Source organism: Streptomyces sp. NPDC046712, assembly GCF_040645695.1.
GTDB lineage: Bacteria > Actinomycetota > Actinomycetes > Streptomycetales > Streptomycetaceae > Streptomyces.
In genome coordinates this window covers 12,274-28,627 of record NZ_JBEYYW010000037.1, presented here as the reverse complement: position 1 = coordinate 28,627, position 16,354 = coordinate 12,274, and the positions used below count along the sequence as shown (strand labels likewise).

At 70.9% G+C, this 16,354-nt stretch carries 15 protein-coding genes and 1 riboswitch; of the genes, 4 read left to right on the top strand and 11 right to left on the bottom strand.

Translation table 11 applies throughout. The annotated features are described in order from the left end of the window. Positions 1-44 precede the first annotated feature (44 nt). A complete protein-coding gene (locus ABZ939_RS33320; protein WP_361863797.1) occupies positions 45-1,307 on the top strand; it encodes a glycosyltransferase family 87 protein in 1,263 nt (420 codons plus the stop codon). Here the strand turns inward: ABZ939_RS33320 and ABZ939_RS33315 are convergent. Then, a complete protein-coding gene (locus tag ABZ939_RS33315; RefSeq protein WP_361863698.1) occupies positions 1,271-2,605 on the bottom strand; it encodes an MATE family efflux transporter in 1,335 nt (444 codons plus the stop codon). The two genes, ABZ939_RS33320 and ABZ939_RS33315, sit on opposite strands and share 37 nt — an antisense overlap. Positions 2,606-2,700: 95 nt before the next feature. On the opposite strand from ABZ939_RS33315, the gene ABZ939_RS33310 reads away from it, so the two are divergent. After that, positions 2,701-3,276, top strand: a complete 576-nt coding sequence (locus ABZ939_RS33310; protein WP_361863695.1) for a PadR family transcriptional regulator — start codon at positions 2,701-2,703, stop codon at positions 3,274-3,276. Here ABZ939_RS33310 and ABZ939_RS33305 read toward each other — a convergent pair. From ABZ939_RS33305 to ABZ939_RS33285, 5 genes are all read right to left on the bottom strand, one after another. Then, on the bottom strand, positions 3,233-4,447 hold the full coding sequence (locus ABZ939_RS33305) for a hypothetical protein (RefSeq protein ID WP_361863693.1): 1,215 nt from the start codon (positions 4,445-4,447) through the stop codon (positions 3,233-3,235). The genes ABZ939_RS33310 and ABZ939_RS33305 overlap by 44 nt on opposite strands. A 40-nt stretch (positions 4,448-4,487) precedes the next feature. Then, positions 4,488-5,513 (bottom strand): NlpC/P60 family protein, encoded by a 1,026-nt coding sequence (locus ABZ939_RS33300; protein ID WP_361863690.1) that lies wholly within the window; start codon positions 5,511-5,513, stop codon positions 4,488-4,490. 186 nt (positions 5,514-5,699) lie between these two features. Beyond that, positions 5,700-6,728, bottom strand: coding sequence for an NlpC/P60 family protein (locus ABZ939_RS33295; protein WP_361863687.1), 1,029 nt, complete (start codon positions 6,726-6,728; stop codon positions 5,700-5,702). Between the two features lie 256 nt (positions 6,729-6,984). Then, on the bottom strand, positions 6,985-8,349 hold the full coding sequence (locus tag ABZ939_RS33290) for an NYN domain-containing protein (protein ID WP_361863684.1): 1,365 nt from the start codon (positions 8,347-8,349) through the stop codon (positions 6,985-6,987). A 34-nt stretch (positions 8,350-8,383) separates the two neighbouring features. Beyond that, positions 8,384-8,626: a hypothetical protein gene (locus ABZ939_RS33285; RefSeq protein ID WP_260228851.1), complete on the bottom strand. Its 243-nt coding sequence runs from the start codon at positions 8,624-8,626 to the stop codon at positions 8,384-8,386. Between the two features lie 156 nt (positions 8,627-8,782). Between ABZ939_RS33285 and ABZ939_RS33280 the strand changes: the two genes are divergently transcribed. Together ABZ939_RS33280 and ABZ939_RS33275 are read left to right on the top strand one after the other, a co-directional pair. After that, complete coding sequence (locus ABZ939_RS33280; protein WP_361863681.1) at positions 8,783-9,532, top strand: rhomboid family intramembrane serine protease; 750 nt, start codon at positions 8,783-8,785, stop codon at positions 9,530-9,532. Next, positions 9,529-9,810 (top strand): Lrp/AsnC ligand binding domain-containing protein, encoded by a 282-nt coding sequence (locus ABZ939_RS33275; RefSeq protein ID WP_017238849.1) that lies wholly within the window; start codon positions 9,529-9,531, stop codon positions 9,808-9,810. The genes ABZ939_RS33280 and ABZ939_RS33275 overlap by 4 nt, the downstream gene beginning before the upstream one ends. A gap of 118 nt (positions 9,811-9,928) precedes the next feature. Here the strand turns inward: ABZ939_RS33275 and ABZ939_RS33270 are convergent, their stop codons facing one another. From ABZ939_RS33270 to ABZ939_RS33250, 5 genes are all read right to left on the bottom strand, one after another. Further along, positions 9,929-11,308 (bottom strand): aminotransferase class V-fold PLP-dependent enzyme, encoded by a 1,380-nt coding sequence (locus tag ABZ939_RS33270; RefSeq protein ID WP_361863678.1) that lies wholly within the window; start codon positions 11,306-11,308, stop codon positions 9,929-9,931. A 160-nt stretch (positions 11,309-11,468) separates the two neighbouring features. Next, a riboswitch (SAM riboswitch) is annotated at positions 11,469-11,585 on the bottom strand. Positions 11,586-11,661: 76 nt separating this feature from the next. After that, positions 11,662-12,726 (bottom strand): anthranilate phosphoribosyltransferase, encoded by a 1,065-nt coding sequence (gene trpD, locus ABZ939_RS33265; RefSeq protein WP_361863675.1) that lies wholly within the window; start codon positions 12,724-12,726, stop codon positions 11,662-11,664. A 130-nt stretch (positions 12,727-12,856) separates the two neighbouring features. After that, on the bottom strand, positions 12,857-14,482 hold the full coding sequence (locus tag ABZ939_RS33260; protein WP_361863672.1) for a cytochrome bc complex cytochrome b subunit: 1,626 nt from the start codon (positions 14,480-14,482) through the stop codon (positions 12,857-12,859). Next, the gene (locus ABZ939_RS33255; RefSeq protein WP_361863670.1) at positions 14,479-15,537 is read right to left on the bottom strand and encodes a Rieske 2Fe-2S domain-containing protein; all 1,059 of its coding nucleotides are present in this window, start codon (positions 15,535-15,537) and stop codon (positions 14,479-14,481) included. Before ABZ939_RS33255 ends, ABZ939_RS33260 begins: the two co-directional genes overlap by 4 nt. After that, a complete protein-coding gene (locus ABZ939_RS33250; protein ID WP_361863667.1) occupies positions 15,534-16,343 on the bottom strand; it encodes a c-type cytochrome in 810 nt (269 codons plus the stop codon). The genes ABZ939_RS33255 and ABZ939_RS33250 overlap by 4 nt, the downstream gene beginning before the upstream one ends. Positions 16,344-16,354: the final 11 nt, after the last annotated feature.

Sequence of the window (16,354 nt, the reverse complement as noted above, 5' to 3'; positions counted from 1 at the left end):
CGCAGGCGCGGACCGACGGACCCACAGGAATGGACGAGGTAGGAATGACGGGCGTACTGGGTACGGCTGCCGAGCGCGCGAGAAGAAACCCCGTTCTCCTCTGGGGACTCACCCGGGTCGTCCTGCTCCTCTGTGTCTTCAAGGTCGTCACCGTCCCCGGGCCGGACGTCACGAGCGACATAGAGCAGATCTACCAGGGCTGGTTCGAGGTCCTGAAGACCGGCACGTACCCGCTGGACGACGTGACCTGGCAGTACCCGCCGCTCGCCGCCCTGGCGATCCTCTCGCCCGCGCTGCTGCCGTTCCTCGGGTACTCGGCCGCCTTCTTCGTGCTCGCCTTCCTGTGCGACGCCCTCGTCTTCGGCCTGCTGATGTACGCGGGGCGGCGCCGGGGCCGGAGCCCGCACGGCGCGTGGATCTGGATCGCGGGCGTGCCGCTGCTCGGCCCGACCGCGTACGCCCGGTACGACCTGATGGTCACCGCCGTCGCCGTGGCCGCGCTCCTCGCCGGGCTCTCCCGGCCACGAGTGCTCGGCGCGCTGGCCGGGTTCGGCGCGATGCTGAAGGTCTGGCCGGCGCTGCTGCTCGCGGGCACCCCGCGCGGCCGCGCCACCTTCCGCTCCTGGTCGACGGCGGCGGGCGCGGCGGCCGGGCTGCTGCTCCTGTGCGTGCTCGCGGCGCCGGGGGCGCTGGCCTTCCTGACCTTCCAGCGCGACCGGGGGCTGGAGCTCGAGTCCCTGGGCGCGATGCTCTTCCATGTGGCCCGGCACCTCGGCTGGGACGGCGAGGCGCGGATGAACTACGGCTCGATCGAGTTCCTCGGCCCGTACGTCTCCACGGTCTCCACGGCGGCGATGGTGCTGACCGTCGCCTCCTTCGGTTGGCTGCTGGTGTGGCGGATCCGGGCCCGCGCGTTCTCGACGTCGACCCCGGCGGACGCGGCGTTCGTGGCGGTGTTGCTGTTCACCACGACGAGCCGGGTGATCAGCCCCCAGTACATGATCTGGCTCGTCGGTCTGGCCGCCGTGTGCCTGGCCTACCGGGCGAGCCGGATGCGCCGTCCCGCGCATCTGGTGGTGTGGGCGACGGCGGTGACGCAGTTCGAGTTCCCGGTGTGGTTCTCGCACGTGACGGACAGCGATCCGCTGGGCATCACGCTGCTGCTGATACGGAACGGTCTGCTGGTCGCCGCCTCGGTCTCGGCCTGCCGCATCCTGTGGCGCCAGACGGTCACGGAGCCGCGTCTCGCCCCCGTGGTGACTCCGGTTCCTCAGCCGGAGCGGGCGAGGACCCTGCCGGTCGCCTGAGCCCCGGCGGACGTGCGGCGGTGCAGGACGCCGAGGGCGGCGCACTGCCCCGCCGTCGCGAGGCCCATCGCCAGGCAGATTCCGGGGAGTCCGAGGCCGGAGAACGCGTACGCGAGTGGGAGCTGGGTCAGCACGCCGGCGACGGTGATCCTGGCGAGCTTCGGGCTGCCGCCGCTGCCCTCGAAGACCCCGGCGAGGGCGATGAACCCGGCCATGAGTACCAGATGGGGGCCCAGGCAGCGCAGGAAGAGGGCGCCGGCGGCCGCCACGTCCGGCTCCGCGCCGAAGCCGCGCATGACCGGGCCTGCGGTGAGGAACAGCAGGCCGGCGGCGGCCGTGCCGAGAACGCCTCCGAGCAGCAGGGTCTGCCGTCCGACGGCCCGGCGCTCGTCGTGACCGGCACCGAGCAGGTGCGCGGTGTGGATGGCGGCGGCCTGGCGTAGGGCGTAGAAGGCCATGGTGGCGACGTACATGGCCTTCGTGGCGATGCCGTACGCGGCGACCTGGGTGACGCCGAGCCGGGCCACGACGGCGACCAGGGCGAGGGCCCCGGCCATCCGGACGACGAAGTCGACGGACATGGGCAGGCCGGTGGCGACGGTACGGCGCAGGGCGGCGACCGTCCCCTCCGAGGGCCGGGCGGCCCGCGCGGCCTTCAGGAGCGGGTTGCGGCGCAGGGCGAGGAGTCCGGCGCCGAGGGCGACGGTGCGGCCGGTGACGGTGGCGAGGGCGGCGCCCCGCACCCCGTACGCGTGGATGAGCAGCGGGTCGAGGACCAGGATGAGTCCGTTGGCGAGGAAGGCGAGGCGCATGGGGGTGCGGGTGTCGCCCGCGCCCTTGAGGATGCCGTCGAGGACGGTGGTGGCGAAGAAGACCGCCGTACCGGGGAGCGAGATCGCGAAGTAGGCGGTGGCGAGGGCGAGTGCGGGGGTGTCGGCGTCGCCGAGGACGAGCCGGGCGAGGGGTTCGCGCAGCAGGTAGCCGCCGAGGGCGACGGGCGGGACGAGCAGGGCGCCGAGCAGCAGACCGCCGCGGACGGCGGCCCGTACGGCGGCGGGGTCCTCGGCGCCGCGGGCGCGTGCGACGAGGACGGTGGTGCCGGAGGCGGCCATGAGGACGACGCCGAGAGCCACGTTCTCGACGTTGGTGGCGACGGCGACGGCCGCGACGGCGTCGCCGCCGAGGCGGGCGACCCAGACCATGCCGATGATCCCGGCGGCGACCGCGGCGAGGAGCTCGCAGTAGACGGGGTACGCGAGCCGGATCAGTGTGCGTCGATGTGTGCGTCCCGGTTCCATCACAGCCCCCTCTTTTCGAGATACCTCGATCAGAGGTATCTCGAAAAGAGGTAGCATGGCGCACGGGTCCGGGACAAGCGCGAAGGAGGAGCGGGGTGCTGGAGCTGACGATCCTCGGCTTTCTGTACGAGAAGCCGCTGCACGGGTACGAGTTGAAGGACCGCATCCAGGGGCTGAGCGGCCATGTGCGCCCGGTCAGCGACGGAGCGCTCTACCCGGCGATCACCCGCATGGTGAAGGCGGGGCTGCTGGAGCGCCGTACGGAACCGGGCACGAGCGCGGCGCCACGGCGGATGCTGTCGCTGACCGCCGAGGGCCGGGAGGAGCTGTTCGCGCGCCTCCGCGACCCGAAGGACGCCGAGATCACCGACGGCCAGCGCTTCTTCACGCTGCTGTCCTTCCTGGGCCTGCTCCCGGACCGCGCGGCCCAGGCGGCCGTTCTCCGCCGCCGCCAGGCCTTCCTGAACACCCCGGCCAGCTTCTTCTACAAGGACGGCGCCCCCGTGCGCGCCGAGGAGGAGCCGGACCTCTTCCGCCAGGGCATGCTGCGCATCGCCCGTGCGACGGGCACGGCAGAGAAGCAGTGGCTGACGGAGGCGCTGGAACAGCTTGAGGCGCCCGCCCCGACTACCCCAGCCGCGCCCGGAGAAAGTCGCGCCAGTCGGCCGTGAAGGACTCCGGGGTGGTGCCCAGGACCTCCTGAAGGGCCTTCTCCACCGCGCCCGCGCGGCCCGGGTGGGCGCCCACCGCGCGATAGAAGGCGGTCAGTTTCGCCTCGCCCCAGCGTTCGGCGATCAGCGAGCAGGCCAGCCATCCGCCCTCGTACGCGCGCGCCAGGGCGTCCGCGTCGCCGCCGAACGCGAAGGCGTCGTCGCCCGGGAGGACCGCCGGGAGGTCGCCGGCGCGGACCGCGCGGCGCAGCTCCGGGGCCGCCTGGGCGGCCGTTCGGCCCGTGCCCCGGTAGGCGACCCAGTCGGCGAAGCCCTCGGACAGCCACACCGGCGTGGCCTTCGTGGTCTGGACCCGGGTCGCGACATGGGTGGTCTCATGGGTGAGGACCATCTGCCGGCCGAACGCGCCGAGCACCGTGTACGCGTCCGGGTTGATGATCACCCGGTCTGCGGGCGCCTGCGGGCCGCCACCGATCTCGCCGGTGGTGACGGCCGCGATGCCCCGGTAGGAGGTGGCCGGCGCGCCGAGGAGCCCGCCCATGGCCTCGACCGACGCGGGCACGAGGACCACGATCCGGCCCGCCCAGTTCCCCTGCCAGGCGTCCCCGACCGCGGGGACGGCCCGGTCGGCGGCGGCCGCGATCTCCCGCAGCCGCTCCTCGCTCTGGCCGACGCCGAGGACGAGGCTGCGTCGGCCTGTCACGGTCCGGACCTCGCCCTGCTGCCACAGCTGCTGTGGGGCGCCCGCGGCGGGCCGGTCACCGGTGACGTACCAGTGGCCGTCCCGCTCGGTGAGGTCGAGGACCCGCTCGGTGGTGGCGGGCCCGGAGTCGTAGCCCTTGATCCGGTAACCGAGCTCGGCCCTGGCGGTGGCCCGGCCTTCGCCGGCCCGGTCGACGTCGGTGACCCGGTAGCTCCAGCCGCCCAGCGGGATCTTCGCGAGCCGGTCGAACTCGGTGCGCGCGGCGGGTGCGAGCGCGGGGTCGAGCGCCGCGAGGTAGCCGGTCTCGTCCCGGTCGAGCAGCGCCCGCGCGTGCCGGTCGAGGAGCGTCTGGATCTCCCGGGGCGCGGGGTCGGGCTGCTCCGGGGCAGTGCACCCGACGAGGGCCAGCAGGCCGGCCAGCAGACAGACTGCCGCCCTCCGCGCCGCTCCACACCCCTGACCTGCCACGCCCTCGATCGTACGGGCAGACGTGCGGGTGGTCGTACGGTCAGACCCGCGTCACCGTCACGTGCGACATCATCCCGACCGGGTCGTAGCGCACCCGCGCGCCGGGGTAGGGGGCGTGGATCACCTGCCCGTTGCCCGCGTAGATCCCGACATGGCTGGCGTCGCTGCGGTACGTGACCAGGTCGCCGGGCTGCGCCTGCGAGAGCGGCACCTGCCGACCCGCGTACCGCTGCGCGGAGGAGGTCCGCGGCAGGCTGATCCCGGCCTGCCGGTACGACCACACCATCAGGCCGGAGCAGTCGAAGGCCCGCGGGCCGGTCGCGCCCCACACATAGGGCATGCCGATCGCGCTGCGCGCCGCGACCACCGCGGCGGCGGCGCGGGAGGAGGCGGGGCCGAGGTCGGCGAGCGGCGGCAGCTCCTCCTCGCCGTCGCGGCCCGAACGAGAGGCCCGGGCGTCCCGGTCGAACTCCGCCCGGTCCTGCGCGCTCAGGGACTCCAGGACCCGGCGCGCCTCGGCGAGCTTCCGCTCGACGGTGCGCTTGTGCTCGGCGACCTGCGTCCGGCTGCGTTCCAGTTCGGCCAGGAGTCGGCCGGCCTCGGTCCGCTTCTGGTTCAACCGCCGCTGCTCGGCCTGGAGTTGACCGAGCGCCACGCTCTGCCGGGCGGCCACCCGGTCGAGTACGGAGGCCCGGTCGAGATACGAGTCGGGGTCGGCGGAGAGCAGCAGCGCGAGGGCGGGGTCGATGCCGCCGGAGCGGTACTGGGCGCCGGCGACCGAACCGAGCGCGCCCCTCATGCGGTTGATCCGCTCCTGGCCGCGCGCCAGGCCGTCCCGCGCCTGGGAGACGGACGTGCGCAGCGCGTCCGCCCGCTCGTCGGCCTTGTTGTAGCCCTCGGTGGCCCGTTCGGCCTCTTCGAAGAGCCGGTCCACCGTGGCCTTGGTGGCGGCCTGCTGGGCACCGCCCGGGTCGGCGTTCGCGGGGACGGCACCGAAGGCCGTGGCGGCGGTGGCCGCCGCGGCGGTCAGGACGGTGACCCTCGCGGGTCGTCGGTGGGACGCCACGTATCGCGCTCCGTTCGGCTGTTACCCAGACTGGCGCGGCAGACAGTAGCCGCTGATCACTCCGCGTCCAACGAAGGCGCCGGGCACACAAAGTGACGCCCCGCCGGAGACCACAGGTCACCGGCGGGGCGTCAGGTCAGCGAAGGATGCGACGAACCACCCGATTGGGCGTCATGTCGGGATGCGTCAGACGCGCACGCCGAACTGGAAGGTGCCCATGTAGTCCATCGACTCGTAGCGGACCGAGGCGCCGGGCTTGGGGGCGTGCAGGATGGTGTTGTTGCCCGCGTACAGACCCACGTGCGACAGGCTGTTGAAGAAGACCAGGTCGCCCGGCTTGAGCTGGCTGCGGCCGATCTTCACACCATCGTTCTGCTGGGTGTAGGTGGTGCGGGTGAGGCTGACGCCGGCCTGGCGGTAGGCCCACTGCGTCAGACCCGAGCAGTCGTACGAGTTGGGGCCCTCGGCACCGGAGACGTACGGCTTGCCGATCTGGGTGGCGGCGGCGCTGAGCGCGGCCTGGCCGCGCGCCGAGGCCGGGACCTCGTTGCCGAGGTCGACGCGGTCGCCCGCGGCGCGGCTGGCGCGCTGCTCCTCTTCCTGCATCTTGGCGCGCTCGGCGGCGGTGAGGGTGTTGAGCAGCTTCTGCGCCTCGGCGAGCTTGCCCTGGAAGGTCTTCTTCTTCTCGCCGAGGGTCTTGCGGACGTCCTCGAGGTCGGCGAGCTTCGTCGTCGCCTCGGCGCGCTGCTGGGCGAGGGTGCGCTGCTTGGCCTGGATCGACTGGAGCACGTCGGCCTGCTTGGCGCCGAGCTGGTCGATCGCGGACGCCTTGTCGAGGTAGGTGTCCGGGTCGGAGGAGAGGAAGAGCTGGATGGCCGGGTCGATGCCACCGGAGCGGTACTGCGCGCTGGCGACCGAACCGATGTTGTCCCGCAGGGTGTTGAGCTCCTGCTGACCGCGGGCCACCTTGTCCTGGAGGGCCCCGATCTCCTTCTGCAGCTTGCCCCGGCGCTCCTCGGCCAGGTTGTACTGCTCCGTGGCCTCTTCGGCCTCGTGGTGCAGCTTGTCGACCTTCGACTTCACGTCGTCGATCTTCGGCTTCGGAGCCGCCTGGGCGCCGGTCTGGGCGGAGAGCGCGACGGCCGCAGCGGCGGTCGCGGTGAGCACGGTCACACGGGTGCGGCTCGGCTGCTTGGGACGACGGTGGGACGCCACGAAGGCGAGCTCCTTCTTCCTCGAGCCGCCCAACCAGGCTGCGGCAGGCGGTTCCTCCGCTGTCATCCCGGATGGATGATCAACCGCGCGAAGGTTCGAGGCCTGACCCTAGTGACCAAGTTGTGATCAGTTCAAATCCTCATGAGCAAAATCTCGCCCACGCAGCACTTTATTTACATACAGCGCACAGGCAGTAGTGAGCACTTGACCGTGCGCCCTCCAGAATTCGGGCATTAAGCCCAGGAGTTCGGATGCGTCACGAGGTACGCGAAAGCCGCTTGAGCAACAAGGCGGACGTCACCGGGCGCGCACCGGCCTTGGCCACACCGTCGGCGACCTCGCGGTCGGTGGAGACCACCACGACCGGACGGCCCGGCGGCTCGGCGCGCACCAGCTGACGGATCAACTCGTCGGCGGTGACGCCCGGCTTGGAGAACAGCACCCGCACCCCGCGCGGCGGGGCGAGCAGAACCGGGGCGGCGAGCTCCGCCCCGTCGAAGACGCAGGTGATCTCGGCGCCCGAGCGGGCCGCGAGCGCGGAGAGTCCGCCGAGCAGCCGCAGCCGCTGCTTCTCCAACGGCATCGTCGGATAGCCGGTCTTGGTGACGTTGTAGCCGTCCACGACCAGATGCGCCTGCGGCAGCGCGAGCAGCTGGTCCAGGAGCGCCGGGTCGGTCTCGGAGAGCGCGCGGGCCGCGATGTCCTTCGGGGACATCCGGCCCGGCTCCACCGCGTCGACGGTGTCGGCGGGATGGATGGAGACGGGCGGCAGGGCCAGTTCGCGGCGCAGACCCGCCGCGGCGTCCAGGACGGTGTCGAGCAGCAGGCGCAGCCGCATGTCCTCCACGGAGCGCCCCTCACGGGCGGCCCGCCGGCTGGCCTCCAGGGCCGCCTCGACCTCGCCGAGCCGGGCCTTGAGCCGACGGGTCTCGCTCTCGGCGGCCGAGACCTGCGCGGCCGCCTCCGCCTTGACGGTGTCGATCTCGGCCTGCGTGCGGCGCAGGGCGGCCTCACCGCGCTTCACATCGCTCTGGGCGCTGCGCAGCTTGCGGTGAAGCGATTCGGCTTCCTTCCGGGCGGCCTCCAGGTCGTGGCGCAGCTGCTCGGTCTCCGCGCGGCCGCGCTCCTTCGCGGTGGAGACCTCCTCGCGCAGCCGCTCCAGCTCGCGCCGGCCGGCCTCGTCGGCCCGCTCGGCATCCGCGCGCTGGGCCTCCTCGCCCGCTGCGGCGACCAGCTTGACCCAGCCGGTGGGGCGCAGGACGTAGGCGGCCGCGGCGACGTCGACGGGGTCGGCCGCGGCGGGCGGGGCGCCGGACTCGACGGCCCCGGCCAACTCGGGCTGGGCCTCCTTGAACCGCTCGCCGATCCGCTGCCGGAAGAGCGGGTCGCTCTCCAGGGCGGCGGCCATGGCGTTGCCCGCGAACTTGGCCCGCCGGCTCGCGGTGAACCGCGCGTACTGCCGCAGGGGTGCCGGAAGCTCCGCGACGGTCAACCCGCCGAAGGCGTCCGAGACCAGCGCGACGACCTTCCGCCGTACGCCGTCGGGCAGCGGGCGGTCGAGCGTCTCGGCAGCGTCACCTGCCGCGCCGGCCGGTTCACCACCGTGCGCGGGCTGCTCCACGATCCGTCACCCCATTGTCATTCGCGCCGCTCCGTCAGGAGGCGGTGCCGGGCCTGTCCACCAGTTCGATCTGGTCCACCGCGTTGCACCAGCGGCAGCGGACCGACTCGATGGTCTCACTGACCACCTCGCGCTCCTCGACCTTCGGTTCGCCCGCGAGGTCCAGATGGACGTACTCGACGACCTTGGAGGAGCGGGTCACGTCGAACCGGGTCAGATTGCCGCAGAGCGTGCAGCGCCAGCGGGTCTCGGCGGTCGGCAGGGGAACCGTCGTCATCGTGACGTCCTCTTTCATGTGCGTGATGCGGGTGCGGGTGCCGCGGTGCGCCGTCGAACTGCGGAGGTACTGCCCGTAACCCTACGGCCTCGCGGGTACCCCGTGTCGCGGCGAGGCACTCTGTCCAGGTGGGCCCCGTTACGCCATGATCTGTCCATGATCGACTGGCGGCGGATCGACTGGCGGGAGGCGGCCCGGAGTGCGTGGCGGGGTGCCCGGACCGGACCGGTGGTGACGTACGGCCTGATCGCCGCCTGCTGCTGCACGTTCCTGATCAGCCCGGTGTCCGGCCTCGATCCGGTGTACGGGACCGGGGACGCGGCGCTGGCGGCGCAGAGCGCGTACTTCCACCACTGGGGAGTCGTACCGGCGGAGCTGATGAGCAGCGAGCCACGCACCCTGCTCACCCCGCTCACCGCCCTCTTCGTCCACGGCAGCTGGCTCCATCTGCTGGGGAACATGCTGTTCCTGTACGTCTTCGGCGCGATGGCCGAGGAGCGGATGAGAGCTCTCCCGTTCCTCCTCTTCTACCTCGGCTGCGGCTATCTGGCGCTGCTCGGCTACGCGGCGGTGTACGCGAGCAGCGAGCAGACGCTGGTGGGGGCGTCGGGGGCGATCTCGGGGGTCCTCGGCGCGTTCCTCCACCTCTTCCCCCGCTCCCGGGTGACCAGCCTGTTCCCGTTCCTCTTCTTCCTGCCGCTGCGCTTCCCGGCCTGGATCGTGCTGGCCTTCTGGTTCGTGCTGCAGTGGCTCGCGGCGCGGACGGCCGGGTCCGGGCCCGGGGTCGCCTATCTGGCCCATGTGGTGGGCTTCGCCGTCGGCTTCCTCTACGCCTGGGGGAGGTACGGCCGTGGGGCTAGAGTGAAGGCCCAAGCCGCGGCGACCGAGGGAGAAAGCCAGCCGTGATCACCGCGATCGTGCTCATCAAGACCAGTGTGGACCGCATCCCCGAGATCGCGGAGTCGATCGCCGCGCTCGACAGCGTCAGCGAGGTCTTCTCGGTGACCGGCACGTACGACCTGATCGCCATGGTCCGCGTCCCCCGGCACGACGACCTGGCGGACGTGATCCCCGGCCGGATCAGCAAGATCCCCGGCGTCGAGGCGACGGACACCCACGTGGCGTTCCGTACGTACTCCCAGCACGACCTGGAAGCGGCCTTCGCGATCGGTCTGGAGTCCTGACCCCACGGCGAAGATGAACGAACCCTCATCGGGTCCTCATCCTCGCCGGGACCCCGGCGCGCCCGCGCATCCTTGCACCCGTACGAGTGGTCCGCGCGACGGCCGTCGAGCTGACGGGTCAGCCGCGGTCCGGGACGCAACGGCCGTCCTCGGTGCGGTACTTCCACTGCGCGCCGTCCCGGACGAGCTCCTTCACGGCCCGTACGAAACGCTCGACGTGCTCGTCCGGCGTACCGGCGCCGAAGCTGACGCGGATGGCGTTGAGCGACTTCTCGCCGGGCGCGGCCTCGGGGGCCCCGCACTCCCCCTGGGTCTGCGGGTCGCTGCCCAGCAGGGTGCGGACCAGCGGGTGGGCGCAGAAGAGTCCGTCGCGGACGCCGATGCCGTACTCGGCCGAGAGCGCGGCGGCGAAGTGCGAGCTGTTCCAGCCCTCGACGACGAAGGAGATGACACCGACGCGCGGGGCGTCGTCGCCGAAGAGCGAGAGCACCTTCACCTCGGGCACCTCGGCCAGGCCCTCCCGGACGGTGGCGACCAGGTGCTGCTCGCGGGCGACGAGGGTGTCGAACCCGGCCTCGGTGAGCGCCTTGCAGGCGGAGGCGATGGAGTAGACACCGATGACGTTCGGCGAACCGGCCTCGTGGCGGGCGGCGGTGGTGTGCCACTCGACGTCGACTCCGCCGTCCGTGCGACGGGCGACCTTCTTGGACGCGCCACCACCGGCGAGGTACGGCTCGGCGCTCTGCAGCCAGTCGGCACGGCCGGCGAGGACACCGGAGCCGAACGGGGCGTACAGCTTGTGCCCGGAGAACGCGACCCAGTCCACGTCCAACTCCTGCACGGAGACGGGGTGGTGGGGCGCGAGCTGGGCGGCGTCGAGAACGATCCGGGCGCCGTGGGCGTGCGCGGCGGCCGCCAGCTCCTTCACCGGCCAGAGCTCCCCGGTGACGTTGGACGCGCCGGTCACGCAGACGAGGGCGGGGCCGTGGCCCCCTTCAATCGTCACCGTGCGGTCGGCGAGGGCGCGCTCCAGGGTCTCGACGGCCTGGGCCGGGGTGCGGGGCGCGTTCAGGTACGTCACCCGCGCGTCCTTCCACGGCAGCAGCGAGGCGTGGTGCTCGGTCTCGAAGACGAAGACCTCGCAACCGGCGGGAAGCGTGGCGGCGAGCAGGTTGAGCGAGTCGGTCGTGGAGCGGGTGAAGACGACCTGGTCGCCGGGGCGGCAGTCGAGGAACTCGGCGACCGTGGCGCGGCTGTTCTCGAAGAGGTCGGTGGAGAGCTGGGAGAGGTATCCGGCACCGCGGTGCACGCTGCCGTAGTACGGGGCGTAGGCGGCGACGTCGTCCCACACGCGCTGGAGGGCCGGGGCGCTGGCGGCGTAGTCGAGCGCGGCGTAGGTGACCTCGCCCCCGGTCACGAGCGGAACGGTGACATCACGTCCGAGAACGGGCAGCGGGGCACAAACGGACTGGTCGGCGGCAACGGTGGAGACAGACATGGCGAACTCCCGTACTGGGCAGGCGAATTCCCGCGCCGGCGGATACGCGGCAGCGCTGGGGAAGAGAAAAAGGGGTCTGCGAAGAAGGGGCGAAAAGGCCCTATCGCATTCGCTTGCTCACAAGAGGCTCCCTGAGGACCAGGACCCCAAGGGTTCGAGGGGTCCGCGCTTGCCGTAGACCTTGCTGTCTACGGCCTGGTCTTCACCCGGGGCACCCCGCCACGGACGGAGGGTTGCCGGACAGCAAGCCGGGGCTTCGTAGCTGTCACTCATGACCTGGCACAGAACGTATGCCACGTGATCGCCGACGCGCAACCCCGTCCCGGATTCCGGAACGGGGTCGCGCCGCGCCATTACCGGTTGCTGGCCGCGACCCAGCGCTCCAGCGCCTTCCTCGCGGCGCCCGAGTCGATCGACTCCGCCGCCCTCGCGATTCCTTCGCGCAGCTGCTCCACCAGGGTGCCCTCCCCCGGCTCCAGCGCCGTCAGGGCCGCCGCCGAGTTCAGCAGCACCGCGTCCCGTACCGGACCGGTCTCGCCCGCGAGCAGCCGGCGGGCGACGTCCGCGTTGTACGACGCGTCGGCGCCGCGCAGCGCCTCCACCGGTACGAGGTCGATGCCGACGTCCCGCGGGTCGAAGCCCTCCTCGCGCACCGAACCGTCCCGTACCACCCACACCCGTGAGGTGGCCGTGGTCGTCAGCTCGTCCAGACCGTCGTCGCCGCGGAAGACCAGCGCGGAGGAGCCGCGCTCCGCGAGTACCCCGGCCATGATCGGGGCCATCCGCGCGTCGGCGACGCCGGTCGCCTGGGCCTTCACCCGGGCCGGGTTGGTGAGCGGACCGAGGAAGTTGAAGACCGTGCGCACGCCGAGCTGGCCGCGCGCCGCGGCCACATGGCGCAGCGCCGGGTGGAACTTCACCGCGAAGCAGAAGGTGATCCCGGCCTCCTCGGCGACCTCGACGACCCGCTGCGGGGTCAGCTCCAGGTTGACGCCGAGCTTCTCCAGGACGTCCGAGGCTCCGGAGGCCGAGGACGCGGCCCGGTTGCCGTGCTTGACGACCTTGGCGCCGGTTCCGGCCACCACGATCGCCGACATGGTGGAGATGTTGACGGTCTTGGCGCCGTCGCCGCCGGTGCCGACGATGTCCACGCTCGGCCCCGGCACCTCGATCAGGTTCGCGTGCCCGTACATCGCCTCGACCAGGCCGGTCAGCTCCTGGACCGACTCACCCTTGGCGCGCAGCGCCACCGCGAAGCCGGCGATCTGCGCGTCGGTGGCCTCGCCGCGCATGATGCGGTCCATCGCCCAGGCGGCGGCCTCGCTGCCCAGGTCCTCGCCGCCGAGCAGGGTGTTCAGGACGGCCGGCCAGGAGCGGCCCGCCGTGGTAGGTCCTCCAGCGGGGGTCACAGCGCTCATGGCAGCTCCTGGTCATCACGTGACGGATACAGCTCCCACCCTATCGATCCACGGGGACGGCAAAGAGCCCCGTCCATCGAATGGACGGGGCTCTCGCTGTGGCGACCTTCAGGTCGTGTGGATCAGGTGATCAGTGGTGGCCGTGGCCGCTCTGGATCTCCTTGTACTCCTCGGCGGTCGGCTTGGCGATCTGGTTGTCCTCGCCGTAGTAGCCCTTGCTGAGCTTGACGCGGAGCTTCTCCATGCGGCCGACCTTGCGCTCCACACCGTTCTCGTCGACCAGCGGGCCGAGCTCGGCCGGCTTGTTCTGCTCGTGCGCCGTGAGCTTGTACAGCTCACCCTGGCTGAGCGGCTGGTGGACCTCGACGAACTCACCGTGCGGCAGACGCTTGATGATGCCGGACTCGCGACCGTGCAGCACCTTGTCCTTGTCCCGGCGCTGGAGGCCGAGGCAGATCCGCTTGGTGACGATGAACGCGATGACCGGGCCGACGAAGAAGAAGATCCGGACGAACCAGGTGATCGAGTTGATCGACAGGTGGAAGTGGGTGGCCCAGATGTCGTTTCCACCACCCACGAGCATGATCATGTACGCGGTGATCCAGGCGACACCGAAGCCGGTGCGCGTCGGAGCGTTGCGCGGGCGCTGCGCGATGTGGTGCTCGCGCTTGTCGCCGGTGATCCAGGACTCGATGAACGGGTAGACCGCGATCGCCGCGAGGACCAGCGGGAAGATCGCCAGCGGGATCATCACGCCCAGGACGAGCGTGTGGCCCCAGAGGTTGATCTCCCAGCCCGGCATGACACGGATCAGACCCTCGGCGAAGCCCATGTACCAGTCGGGCTGGGCGCCGGTGGAGACCTGGTCCGGCCGGTACGGGCCGAGCGCCCAGATCGGGTTGATCGAGGCGATCGCCGAGATGACCGCGATGACACCGAAGACCAGGAAGAAGAAGCCTCCGGCCTTGGCCATGTAGACCGGCAGCAGCGGCATGCCCACGACGTTCTTGTTCGTACGGCCGGGGCCCTCGAACTGCGTGTGCTTGTGGTAGAAGACCAGGATCAGGTGGGCGACCACCAGACCGAGCATGATGCCGGGCAGCAGCAGGACGTGCGCCGAGTAGAACCGGGCCACGAAGTCGCCGCCGGGGAACTCCCCGCCGAACAGGAACATCGACAGGTACGTACCGATGATCGGCACGGACAGGATCGCGCCCTGCATGAAGCGGACACCGGTGCCGGAGAGCAGGTCGTCCGGGAGCGAGTAACCGGTGAAGCCGGTGAACATGCCCAGGAAGAACAGCAGGAAGCCGAACAGCCAGTTGATCTCACGCGGCTTGCGGAACGCGCCCGTGAAGAACACGCGCATCATGTGCACGAACATGCCGGCGAGGAAGATCAGCGCCGCCCAGTGGTGGATCTGCCGGATGAGCAGACCACCGCGCACATCGAAGGAGATGTGCATGGTCGAGTTGAACGCCTCCGACATCAGCTGTCCCTGCAGCGGGACGTAGCTGCCGTGGTACTCCACCTCGTTCATCGACGGGTGGAAGAACATCGTCAGGTAGACGCCCGTGAGGATGATGATGATGAAGCTGTAGAGGCAGATCTCACCGAGCATGAAGGACCAGTGGTCCGGGAAGATCTTCCGCATGTTGGCCTTGGCCAGGGAGTAGATCCCGAGGCGGCCGTCGGCCCAGTCGGCGACCCGCTCACCGGCGGGTGCCTTCTTCTTGGTGTCGGTCACAGTGCTCATCCGCGCTCCCAGAAGGACGGGCCGACGGGCTCGTCGAAGTCGCCGAGCGCCTCGAGGAAGCCCTTGTCGTTCACGCCGATCCGCAGCTGCGGGAGGGCGTGACCGGCCGGGCCGAAGATGACGCGGGCACCGTCGGCGAGGTCGAAGGTGGACTGGTGGCACGGGCAGAGCACGTGGTGCGTCTGCTGCTCGTACAGGGAGATCGGGCAACCCACGTGGGTGCAGATCTTCGAGAAGGCGACGATGCCCTCGTGCGACCACTCGAGCTCTTGCTTGTCTTTGATGTCGTCCGGCTGGATGCGGACGATCATCAGGGCGGCCTTGGCGATCTGGACCTGGAAGTCGTGGTCGTGCTCCGACAGACCCTCGGGCATCGCGAAGGTCAGCGAACCGACCGCGACGTCCTCGGGACGCAGCGGCTCGTGCGTGTTCATGTTGATGAGCTGCTTGCCCTTGGCCCACAGGGTGGTCCGGAGCTTCTTCTCGGGCAGCGGGCCCATGTCACGCAGCAGCATGAGACCGGAGAGCGGTACGAGCGACAGCGCGCCGAACATCGTGTTGCGGATCAGCTTGCGCCGGCCGAAGCCGGACTCGGCGGCACCGGCCGCGAAGTCCGCCATGACCTTCGCCTTGGTCTCCGGGGAGGCCTGGATCGGGTGACGCTCGTCGGCGATCTCGACGTCGGACATCAGGGTGCGGGCCCAGTGGACCGCGCCCGCGCCGATGAAGAAGAGCGCGGCACCGAGGGTCAGACCCAGCGCGAAGTTGAGCGCGGACACCCGGCCGAACGGCCAGATGTACACGATCTTGTCGACCGGGAAGATCACGTACGAGGCGATGAAGCCGATCGTGGCCAGCATCGACAGCGTGAACATGAAGGCGACCGCACGCTCGGACCGCTTGGCGGCCCGCTCGTCGATGTCCTGGATGCGCGGCTTGTGGGGCGGAAGGCCCGGGTCGGCGAACGGGTCGTCCGCGACCGCGACCTTCACCGCGCCGTGCGCGGTGTCCTGCTCAGCAGGCAGGTTCTCTTCTGGAATCTCTTGGCTACTCATGACTTCTTGGCCTTAGCGGTGTGGGCCGCGACCCAAACGGCAACTGCGATCAGGGCACCCAGACCGAAGATCCATCCGAACAGACCCTCGCTGACGGGGCCGAGGCCACCGAGCTTGAGGCCGCCGGGGCTGTCGGACTTGTCGCTGTTGACAGCCTGGACGTACGCGATGATGTCCTTCTTCTCCTTCTCCGGCATCGTCGTGTCCGGGAAGGAAGGCATGTTCTGCGGGCCGGTCTGCATGGCCTCGTACAGGTGCTTCGGGCTCACGCCTTCGAGGTTCGGGGCGTACTTGCCGTTCGTCAGCGCGCCGCCCTCACCGGTGAAGTTGTGGCACTGGGCGCAGTTGGAGCGGAACAGGTCGCCACCACGGGCGATGTCGGCGCCGTCGGGGCTGTACTGGCCCTCCTTCGGCGTGATCGGGCCGGCACCGAGGGAGGCGACGTACGCCGCGAGCTGATCGATCTCAGCCTGCGTGTAGATGACCTTCTTCTTCGGCACCTGGGCGCCCGGCTGCTGGGCCGGCATGCGGCCGGTGCCGACCTGGAAGTCCACGGAGGCCGAGCCGACGCCGACCAGGGAGGGGCCGTCAGAGGTGCCCTGACCGCCGGTTCCGTGGCAGCTGGCGCAGCCGACGGAGTAGAGCTTCTTGCCCTCCTCGATGGCGAGGGACTGGGCGGTTTCATCGGCCTTCGCCGTGCCCGCGGGCGCGAACGCGGCGTACAGCCCCCCAGTGGCCGCCAGCGCGAGAAGTAGGACGACGACCGCCGCCAGCGGATGGCGTCGTCGTGCGGAGAGCTTTTTCACGGATTACCCCG

Coding starts and splice junctions, on each gene's coding strand:
- ABZ939_RS33320 (WP_361863797.1), top strand. CDS start 45: ATGACGGGCGTACTGGGTACGGCTGCCGAGCGCGCGAGAAGAAACCCC.
- ABZ939_RS33315 (WP_361863698.1), bottom strand. CDS start 2,605: ATGGAACCGGGACGCACACATCGACGCACACTGATCCGGCTCGCGTAC.
- ABZ939_RS33285 (WP_260228851.1), bottom strand. CDS start 8,626: ATGACGACGGTTCCCCTGCCGACCGCCGAGACCCGCTGGCGCTGCACG.
- ABZ939_RS33280 (WP_361863681.1), top strand. CDS start 8,783: ATGATCGACTGGCGGCGGATCGACTGGCGGGAGGCGGCCCGGAGTGCG.
- ABZ939_RS33270 (WP_361863678.1), bottom strand. CDS start 11,308: ATGTCTGTCTCCACCGTTGCCGCCGACCAGTCCGTTTGTGCCCCGCTG.
- trpD (WP_361863675.1), bottom strand. CDS start 12,726: ATGAGCGCTGTGACCCCCGCTGGAGGACCTACCACGGCGGGCCGCTCC.
- ABZ939_RS33260 (WP_361863672.1), bottom strand. CDS start 14,482: ATGAGCACTGTGACCGACACCAAGAAGAAGGCACCCGCCGGTGAGCGG.
- ABZ939_RS33255 (WP_361863670.1), bottom strand. CDS start 15,537: ATGAGTAGCCAAGAGATTCCAGAAGAGAACCTGCCTGCTGAGCAGGAC.